The 7,788-nt window shown below is 62.7% G+C and carries 5 protein-coding genes; 2 read left to right on the plus strand and 3 right to left on the minus strand.

Annotated features, from left to right (window positions below; genetic code table 11):
* Positions 1-3: 3 nt before the first annotated feature.
* From DX909_RS28475 to DX909_RS28485, 3 genes are read right to left on the minus strand one after another with little or no spacing between them, the layout of a single operon-like run.
* Complete coding sequence (locus DX909_RS28475) at positions 4-1,377, minus strand: glucuronyl esterase domain-containing protein (protein WP_128548656.1); 1,374 nt, start codon at positions 1,375-1,377, stop codon at positions 4-6.
* 37 nt (positions 1,378-1,414) lie between these two features.
* On the minus strand, positions 1,415-3,370 hold the full coding sequence (locus tag DX909_RS28480; protein ID WP_128548657.1) for a sialate O-acetylesterase: 1,956 nt from the start codon (positions 3,368-3,370) through the stop codon (positions 1,415-1,417).
* A 12-nt stretch (positions 3,371-3,382) separates the two neighbouring features.
* Positions 3,383-4,402, minus strand: a complete 1,020-nt coding sequence (locus DX909_RS28485; protein ID WP_128548658.1) for a LacI family DNA-binding transcriptional regulator — start codon at positions 4,400-4,402, stop codon at positions 3,383-3,385.
* Between the two features lie 346 nt (positions 4,403-4,748).
* On the opposite strand from DX909_RS28485, the gene DX909_RS28490 reads away from it, so the two are divergent.
* Positions 4,749-6,872, plus strand: a complete 2,124-nt coding sequence (locus DX909_RS28490) for an alpha-glucuronidase family glycosyl hydrolase (RefSeq protein ID WP_128548659.1) — start codon at positions 4,749-4,751, stop codon at positions 6,870-6,872.
* A 112-nt stretch (positions 6,873-6,984) separates the two neighbouring features.
* Positions 6,985-7,683 carry an NUDIX hydrolase gene (locus DX909_RS28495; protein ID WP_128548660.1) on the plus strand — a complete coding sequence of 233 codons (699 nt, stop codon included), beginning with the start codon at positions 6,985-6,987 and terminating at the stop codon, positions 7,681-7,683.
* Positions 7,684-7,788 lie beyond the last annotated feature (105 nt).

The following is a 7,788-nucleotide window of genomic DNA, read 5'->3' on the forward strand; positions in this document are numbered from 1 at the left end:
CGGTTATTTAAAATAGCGGTCGGCAAAAGCCAGAAACGTGGGCCAGTTGGGGCCGGTCGTGTGGCCTCCGGCGTGCTGCCGAAAGGCCACGTCGCCGTCGACGAGGGCGGTTTCCATCGGCGGAAACTCCGTCGTGCCGAGGTCCTTTTTACCGAGAAGCCGGTAGACCGGCCCGGCATGCACCCCGCCCAGAAACATCCCCTTCGCATCGACCCAGGTGCCTTCGACCGTCGGCGAACCGACGCTGATGAACACCGGCCGGGGCGCGCAGAGGGCCACGAGTTCATGGGCGTCGACGGGCAGGTCGTTGGGCGTCAGCGGCCCGGCAAATTTGATAAAATTTCCGGCCATCCAGTGGTATTCGGCGGCCGAGGCCACGTTCTCGACCTGTTCGCCGAAGGTCCGGCGGTGAATCTTGACCCCGCCCTCGCCCGAGGAGCCGATGAAGCCGATGGCGATGCGGGGTTCGTACGCCATCGTGACGGCCGCAGCCTTTCCATAGCGCGACAGCCCCTCGATGCCCACCTTCTTCGCATCGACGGCCCGGTCGGTTTCGAGATAATCGAGCGCCCGGCCGGCGCCCCAGGCCCAGGCTTTGAGTGTGCCCCAGTCGTCGGGTTTGCGCGGCCGGCCTTTGTTGACCAGTCCGATGATGCCCTGCGTCAGGCCCGCGCCGTTGTCGGCCTGGTAGCTGGTCGGGTACAGGACGACATAGCCCCAGCCCTTCGCCAGCAACTGCTGCTGCCAGGTGGGTTCGGGCTTGCCGGAGGCCGAAGCCGGTGGGGGCGGCAGCCGGAAACCGGGCGGAAACCGGAAGCCGTAACTCATCATCACCGGCACCGGCTTCGTGGCGTTGGCGGGCGTCGAGAGCGTCATTTCAATGTCGACTTTCAGGGCCGGATAGGTTGAGTTGTCGACGTGGCCGATCAGCTTTTTGGTAATGACGGGGAAATCGCCGTTCATCTCCCGGCTTTCGGAAGCTACTTCCCAGGTTACTTTCGGCAGGTTGGCGGGCGTGCGGCCGTAGACCTCCCGGTCGAAGTCCTCGACGATTTCAGGGCGTCGCTGCGTCCACCACATTCTGGCGGAGGTGACCTTCTTTCCGTTTTTCAACACCAGCGGGTCCGGAAGGCTGGTGTAGGTGGTGGCTTTGCTCTCGTCGGCGTTGGCCGCGTTCGGGGCGCTGGGGTTGCCGGAGGGGCCGGAACGCAGCGTGCGGATGCCCAGCTGGTCCAGCATCCGTTGGTGATCCGCCACCGACAGCTTCCGGATCGAATCCTGAGCCGCCAGAAAAGCCGCCCGGCCCGTCGTGTCCTGCGCGGTCGCGGACAAGGCCGCGCAGACCGGAAACAGCAGGAGGAATATTGACTTTTTCATCGTTAAAGGTTTAGGAATCAATATCTTTCAGGATCGCTTACGGCTCCGTCGTGAAGGGCGTAGCCGGCAATCCTTCCCGGTTATACAGGTTAGCGCCCACCGGGTCGTCGGCCCAGGCATACCGCACCGCCACCGGCTCCGGCACCTGAGCGCTCTGCACTTCGACCTGATTACCCCGGATCGTGGCCGTGGCCGGCACGAACTTTCCGTCGGCTCCGGCGATGGCGAACTGTTTCAGGGGGACTCCGCCTTTGGCCGTCAGCCCGCTGCCGGTATTCGAGAACGTCAGCAGAAGGGCGGAGCCGTTGCGCTGCATCGACTGATACAGCGGGCCGGAAGCCACCAGATCTTTTTCCCCGTAGGCCAGCTTCCGGGCCGCCAGCGCCAGCCGTTTGCCGACGGTTTCCTTGTCCAGCGGATGAATGTCGTTCCACTCCCCGGCGTCGATCGCCACGACCATGGCCGTATTCGGGACCGCCAGCGTCCGGCGCTGGGCTTCCCGCAGCCGGGGCCAGTTGCCCTCCGCCGAGTCGGTCGCCACCGGCCGGTAATTGGCTAACTGAACGAACAGGAAAGGAAATTCGCCCTGCTTCCAGTGGTTGCGCCAGTCGGTGATCAGAGCGGGCAGCAACTTCCCATAAGGCTCGGGGCGGCTGGTGTTGGCCTCTCCCTGGTACCAGAGGGCACCGCGGATGGTGTAGTTCACCATCGGCGCGACCATTGCATTGAATACGCCTTCCGGCTTATACTGAAAAAAGGTCGTTCCCGGCATCGGACCCGTGGTGGCGCCCACGCGGTATTGCCAAAGCCCTTTCAGATCGAGCGTCCGGTCGCCGGCCACGAGTTCATAGCGTTTTTCAGGAACGAAGCCGCCTTTTCCGACCGTATTGATTACCCGGACGATCAGCGTATTCCTGCCGGGTTTCAGCAGACCGGCGGGCAGTTCGTAGCGTCGGGGCGGATACTGATAACCGATCGTTCCGGCAAAACGGCCGTTGATGAATACCGAGTCGCTGTCGACGATCCGGCCCAGAAACAGTTTGGCGGACCGTCCGGTCATGGCCGCCGGTACGTCGATGTCCCGCCGGAACCAGACCACGCCGTTGCCTTTCGGCGCCCCGGCATCCTCCCAGTAGCCCGGCACGTTCATCGTCGACCAGCCGGCGGTGTCGGCGGCCGGGTCCGACCACGGCATTTCGCCCTGGTGGCCCTGATCGAGTCGGTTGAGCCGGGCCTGCCACGCCCGGATGGCGGCCGTTTCGCGTCGGCGGATGCCGTTCACGTAAGCCGTATCCTTCAGGGTCTCGACGGTGGCGAGGTGTTCGGGAAAGGCTTTCAGGGCGTCGGCGCTCAGCCAGGCTTCGGCCGGGGTGCCGCCCACGGCGGTGTTGATCAGCCCGATCGGAACCTGATACCGGCGGTGCAGGTCGAGGGCGAAAAAGTAGGCAACGGCCGAGAAGCTCAGGATGGTCTGCGGGTCGGCGGCCACCCAGCGCCCGGGCGGCACGTCCTCCGCCGGTCCGTCGAAGCGGTAGCGGGTCGGCAGGAAAAACTGCCGGATATGGGGATAACGGGCCTGCGCAATGGCGTCGGGGAACCGTTCTTTCACGCGCTCCATCGGAATGACCATGTTCGACTGGCCCGAGCAGAGCCAGACCTCGCCCACCAGCACGTCCTTCAGTGTGATTTCGTTTCGCCCCCGGATGCGCATCTCGTAGGGGCCGCCGGCTTTCATCGGATCGAGCCGCACGAGCCACTTGCCGTCCGGGCCGGTGGTGGTGGTTCGGGTCTGGCCGTTCAGGCTCACTTCGACGGTTTCGCCGGTCTGCGCCCAGCCCCAGACGTTGACCGGCCTGTCGCGCTGCAGCACCAGCCCGTCGGCGATCAGGCCCGGCAGCCGGACCTGTCCGAACCCGGTCCGGCTCAGGGCAAGCAGGCTCCAGAAGAGCAGATACCGGAAGGCGGAGGTCGGAAACAGGGCGATAGACGGCATCGGCAGCGGTATTCAGCGTTTTCGGGACGACTCCCGGACGATCAGTTCATAATTCAGCAGGATGGTGTTGGTGGTATTGATCCGCAGCAGGCCGTTCAGGTGGTTGATGAGGCTCTGGGCCGCGATTTCGCCCATTTCCTGCCCCGGATAATGGACCGTCGTCAGGTTGGGCTGTATGACCAGCGAAACCGGGTCGTTGTTGAATCCCACCACGGCCACATCGTCCGGGACGGCAAAGCCTTTTTGCTGGAGCGCGCCAATGCAGCTGACCGCGCAGAAGTCGCTGGCGACGAAGAGGCCGTCGGGGGTCGAGGGCAGACCGGCAATGTAGTCGGCCGCGTCGAGGCCGTCCTGGCGGGTCAGGTCCGTGGTTTGGAGGAGGGTTTCATCGGTGGGCAGACCGTAGTCGGCCAGCGCCTGCCGGTAGCCCTGAAGGCGGTCGGCATAGACGTTCCGCCGGAGGTTGCCCGTCACGTGCATGATGCGCCGGCGGCCCTGGGCGATGAGGTGGGCGGTGGCGTCGTAGCCCGCCCGGACGTTGTCGATGACGATGTTCGTGCAGTTTTTCTGGGGCATCACGCGGTCGAACAGGATCATCGGGATGTTTTTCCGGAAAAACGTATGAAAATGGTCGAGGTTCTCGGTGTCGGACGCCAGCGACACCAGCAGCCCGTCGACGCGGCTGTCGAACATGGTTTTGGCGTTGGCGATCTCCTTTCGGAACGACTCCAGCGACTGGCTGATGATCAGGTTGAAGTTGGCCTCGTTGGCGACCTTCTCCATCCCGGCCAGGACGGTGGACATGAAGTAACTGTCGAGCCGGGGAACGATGACCCCGATGGTATTGGTGCGCTGCCGGCGCAGGTTGCTGGCAAAGCGGTTGGAGCGGTACCCCATCTCGTTCGCTTTGCTGTGGATGATGTCCTTGGTCTGGCTACTGATGCCCGGATGGTCGTTCAGAGCCCGGCTAACCGTGGCCGGGGAAAGCTGGAGTAGTCTGGCGATATCATAAATCGTGACCTCTTTCTGCATGGTCTGGACTGGCGCGGTGAAATTGGGCCCGTATTTTAGCCTGACGGAACGATCGGGAAACGGTTTTGCAATCGGTTTAAATCAGCCGGCGAGCCACTTTTCGCTCCCGGTTTTAGCCCTTCGGAAGCGAATCATTCCGGCTCAGAGGAGCCAGTGGAGCGTCTCTTAAATCCATTTTCTCCTGAGCCGAGTGCAATGATACAAAATTACTTTTTCCGAAATCGAATTTCGATCCTATAAAATGCAACCGATTGCATAATCCGTAAATTTGTCGGAAGTTTAAAGTTTCCAATCCGGATAAGTTGACGTTAACCCCTTACCTCTCAGTCTTAAAAAGCCTTTTTTCATGAAAAATAGATCAGGTTGCCTTCTCCTGCTTTTCTGGCTGCTGGTGATCGGCCGGGCCGGGGCCATACCGCCGGCGGGTGACGACGGTTACCGGCTCTGGCTAAAATATGACCGGATCACCGATGACGCCCTTCGGCAGTCCTACGCCCGGGCGGCCGGGTTCATCGCCCTTTCCGGCGACGGCCCGATGCTCCAGACAGCCGCCGGGGAGTTACAGACCGGCCTGCAGGGCCTGCTCGGAAAAGCCGTTCCCCGGATCGGCGGGGCCGGCAATCGGACCGGCGGCATCGTGCTGGCGGTGACGGCCGGAGAGCCGGGTTTGCAGCCCGAAGGCTACCGGCTTTCGACCCGGAACGGCAACCTGGTAGTGACCGGAAAAACCGACGCGGGGGTGCTGTACGGCGCGTTTGCCCTCCTGCGCCGGATTCAGACGGGGCAATCCCTCGAAACGATTTCGGAGACGAGCAACCCGAAAGTGCGGTTCCGGATGCTGAACCACTGGGACAACGTCGACGGCTCCGTGGAGCGCGGGTATGCCGGTTCGTCGCTCTGGAAATGGTATGAACTGCCCGAGCGCATCGACCCTCGCTACCGTGATTACGCCCGCGCCAATGCCTCGCTGGGCATTAACGCCACCGTCGTCAACAACGTGAACGCCAGCGCCCGGTTTATGACTGAAGAGTATCTGCGGAAAGTGGCGGCTCTGGCGCAGGTATTCCGGCCTTACGGCATTCGGGTCTATCTGTCGGTCTATTTTGCCGCGCCCAAAACGCTGGGCGGCCTGAAAACCTCCGACCCTCTTGACCCGCAGGTGCGGCAGTGGTGGGCCGACAAGGTGAAGGAGATTTACCGCATCATCCCGGATTTCGGCGGGTTTCTGGTCAAGGCCAACTCGGAGGGCGAACCCGGGCCGCAGGATTACGGCCGCACCCACGCCGACGGCGCCAACATGCTCGCCGAGGCCCTCAAACCCTACGACGGGGTGGTAATCTGGCGGGCCTTCGTCTACAAGGCCGACCCCAAAGGGGACCGGTTCAAAGCCGCTTACGACGAGTTTACGCCCCTCGACGGCCAATTCGACCCGAAGGTGATCGTGCAGGTCAAGAACGGCCCCATCGACTTCCAGCCCCGGGAGCCGTTTTCGCCCCTGTTCGGCAACATGCCCAGAACCCCGCTGGGCATGGAGTTTCAGCTGACGCAGGAATACCTCGGCTTTGCGACGCACCTCGTGTACGAAGCGCCGATCTTCAGGGAATGTCTGGAGTCGGATACGTATGTAGCCGGCAAGGGCTCGACGGTGGCGAAGGTCGTCGACGGCAGTCTGCACGGCTATGCGATGACGGCCATGGCGGGCGTTGCCAATACCGGGTCCCACCGCAACTGGACCGGCCACCCGCTGGCGCAGGCCAACTGGTACGCCTTCGGGCGGCTGGCGTGGGACCATACGCTGACGGCGGAGGCCATCGCCGGTGAATGGGTGCGGATGACGCTGACCCGGGAGCCGCAGGCCGTGAAGCGCATCGTGAACCTGCTGCTCCGTTCGCGGGAGATTTACGTCGATTATAACACCCCACTGGGGCTGTCGCGGCCGTGGACGGGCGTTCATTTCGCGCCGGAACCCTGGCAGAACCGCAGTTCGCGGCCCGACTGGACGGCCGTCTATTACCACCGGGCCGATTCCGTCGGGCTGGGCTTCGACCGGACCGCCACCGGTAGCCGGGCGCTGGAGCAATATCGGCCGGAGGTGCGCCGGACTTGGGAAAATCCCGAAACCTGCCCGCTGCCGTTCCTGCTCTGGTTCCATCATGTGCCCTGGACGAAGCAGCTGAGCAGCGGCCGCACGCTCTGGAACGAACTCTGCACCCGGTTTTACGCCGGTGCCGACTCGGTGCGCTGGATGCAGCGCGAATGGGCGCAGGTTAAAGCCGCCGTCGATCCCGATACCCACGCGGACGTAGCCGGACGGCTGCTGACCCAGGAGCGCGAAGCGATCTGGTGGCGGGATGCCTGGGTGCTCTATCTGCAAACGTTCTCGAAACAGCCCATCCCGACCCCGTTCCGAAAGCCGGAGCGGACGCTGGAAGAGGTGAAACGCTCCGTCGATGTTTACCTGTTGCGCTGACGACCCGATTTGCGGCCGGGGCCGCCAACCCAAGAAAGCCTTCGGGGAGGTCGTGAAATTCTGCGATTGCCCGCTATCTTAGCCGGAATTTTGATTTTGCAGGCAGCAGGCAATGTTAGACCAATACAGGCAGCAGCATCCGTATTTACTGGCTCTGGATTCGATCATCTTCGGCTTCGACGGCGAGGGCCTGAAGGTGCTGCTGGTTCGGCGGGGGGTGGAAGCGGAAACCTGGTCGCTGATGGGCGGCTGGCTTCAGCCCGACGAGAGCCTCGAACAGGCCGCGGCCCGCATCCTGTTCGAACTGACCGGCCTGACCAACGTCTACCTCGAACAGCTGTACGCCTTCGGCGACCCGCACCGCGACCCCATCGTCCGGACGATTTCGGTGGCTTATTTCTCCTTAGTGAAGGTGGCCGACTACGAATCGAAGCTGTCGGAGACGTTTCAGGCCCGCTGGTTCTCGATCTACGACCTGCCCCCGCTGCTGTTCGACCACGGCGACATGGTGTCGCTGGCGATCCGGCGGCTGCGCTACAAGGCCGCCCAGCACCCCATCGGTTTCGAGTTGCTGCCCGAAAAGTTCACTATCCCGCAGCTGAAAAAGCTGTACGACGCCATCTACAATACCGAGTTCGACCGGCGCAACTTCAGCCGCAAAATCCTGTCGACCCACCTGTTGATCAAGCTCGACGAAAAACAGAAGGGTTTCTCCAAAAAGGGGGCCTTCTACTACCGCGTCGATACGGAGAAATACCGGCAGCTTAATCATTCCTTCCTGAATTTCATTGCCTCGCCTTTGGCTCCGTAAAGTGGACCACCCCCCGGCCCCCTCCTTACCAAGGAGGGGGTGGCTTCGCAAGGTTTGAAACTGGCAGAGCACTCCCCCTCCTTACCAAGGAGGGGGGCCGGGGGG

The sequence above is a fragment of the Larkinella soli genome (genome assembly GCF_003703975.1).
Lineage (GTDB): Bacteria > Bacteroidota > Bacteroidia > Cytophagales > Spirosomataceae > Larkinella > Larkinella soli.